This is a genomic window from Pontibacterium sp., assembly GCF_041587635.1.
Classification (GTDB): domain Bacteria; phylum Pseudomonadota; class Gammaproteobacteria; order Pseudomonadales; family Balneatricaceae; genus Pontibacterium.
In genome coordinates this window covers 1-1748 of record NZ_JBFGYC010000696.1, presented here as the reverse complement: position 1 = coordinate 1748, position 1748 = coordinate 1, and the positions used below count along the sequence as shown (strand labels likewise).

Annotated in this window: 2 protein-coding genes; both read right to left on the bottom strand. The window is 46.8% G+C overall.

Annotated elements, in window-relative coordinates:
* Positions 1-27: 27 nt before the first annotated feature.
* Positions 28-234 (bottom strand): cold shock domain-containing protein, encoded by a 207-nt coding sequence (locus tag ABYW01_RS20850; RefSeq protein ID WP_372836458.1) that lies wholly within the window; start codon positions 232-234, stop codon positions 28-30.
* Positions 235-655: 421 nt separating this feature from the next.
* Positions 656-1267, bottom strand: coding sequence for a DNA-3-methyladenine glycosylase I (locus ABYW01_RS20845; RefSeq protein ID WP_372836460.1), 612 nt, complete (start codon positions 1265-1267; stop codon positions 656-658).
* Positions 1268-1748: the final 481 nt, after the last annotated feature.

Below are 1748 nucleotides of genomic sequence, written 5' to 3'. Positions count from 1 at the left end.
CAATCATGAAGCGTATGACAAACAAGCCTACTCAATCGTTTTGATATTAATGGCATGTGTTCCTTTATCACCCGGCTGCGTATCAAACTCAACAGACTGCCCCGCTTTCAAGCTCTTATAACCGTCCGCCACAATGCGCGAATAGTGCGCAAATAGATCTTCCTTGTATTCAGGTGAAACAATAAAACCAAAACCTTTAGCGTTGTTGAACCATTTAACTGTGCCAGTATGCATTTCAATAACTCCCTACGTGCATATTCGGCTCCTTTGCCGGTTTGCACGACGCAAATTTGAGTAGTAAGCCTCATACGTTCCTTTTTGCTACTGCGAAGCGGTACTACAAACTAATCCGGTCATTGGAACAATCGATTCTACGCATATAAATTTCTGCATATGTGAAAGAAACCAATAACAACAGCGTAGACCACATAGCGATTAGAGCAACTAATGCTCCATTTACCGTCAGCCTTACGCCCTAAGACTATTTAAAAATGTAGTTACTACTGCCCCATATGTGAATAGGAAAAATTCCTAATTCCGGGTGAGCAGCGTAAACCGATAGCTGCAGGCTTATCACGAACGTTCTCTCGGGCCCGGAATGCATTGTACGGATTGACACTTTATCTACGCTGAACAAAAGTCCTTCTGACACCTATTATTCACAAGGTGACTTAAACTTCATCCGTAACGCCGCAGCTTTGTTTCGGCTGACACAACCCTCAGCATGATCATTGATCAAACCCATCGCCTGCATGAACGCAAACACGGTTGTTGGACCAACAAACTTCCACCCCATCTTTTTTAGCGCTTTCGATAAGGCGACCGATTCTTCGGATGTGGACGCTGTTTGAGGCTCGGGCAGGTTATCCGGCTTCGGCTCATAACGCCAAAAATACGCAGCCAGAGACCCATGTTCTTCGACCAGTTCCTGCGCACGTTTTGCGTTGTTAATCACCGCTTCAATCTTACCGCGATGGCGCACGATCCCGGCATCCGTGAGTAACCGCTCCACATCAGTTTCAGTGAATTCAGCGACCAAGTTAAAATCAAACCCATTGAACGCGGCACGGAAGTTTTCGCGCTTGGCGAGGATCGTTCGCCAGCTTAGCCCAGACTGGAAGCTCTCCAGACATAACTTCTCAAACAAGCGCTGATCGTCATCAACGGGAAATCCCCACTCGTTATCGTGATAATCCAGAAACTCCGGGGCCCCACCACACCAACGACAAGGTGGCTGACCATCCGGTCCTATAAATTCGGTCGTCATCATTCTCTGCCTGATCAAAAAGGTTTCAGAATAGCCCGTGAGGGAATCTTAAATCGACACAGGTTATTGGCATTAACCCTGCTTTTAGCACCGAGCACGCGGCAGAAATCTGAAAATCATAGTCAGTTTATGCAATCTGAGTTGACCCTGATCACGCACAATGGCCGAAAACACCTCGCAAAGCGGTCCTTAAGGTACTATGCCATGACATTAATGAACCACCGTTCATTAGCCTTTAGATCCTACCGGATAGGTAGAGCGGGACAGTTATGAAAAACGAAAGTCGAGCCTTAGCGTGGGCACCACTGATAACGCCATTTGCGTTCGCGTTCTACGCATACATAGCCGATATCTCGGGTTTCAATATGGATGACGGAATCCTAACCTATCTTGGGCTGTTCATCGGCATGTCGATCGCCAGTCTTCCTGTTGCATACATCTATGAATTTTTTATCGGCTACCGCTTTTTTCGCCTGCTCGT

Excerpts from the sequence above, each read along its gene's own strand:
- ABYW01_RS20845 (WP_372836460.1), bottom strand. The coding sequence starts at position 1,267 with ATGACGACCGAATTTATAGGACCGGATGGTCAGCCACCTTGTCGTTGG.
- ABYW01_RS20850 (WP_372836458.1), bottom strand. The coding sequence starts at position 234 with ATGCATACTGGCACAGTTAAATGGTTCAACAACGCTAAAGGTTTTGGT.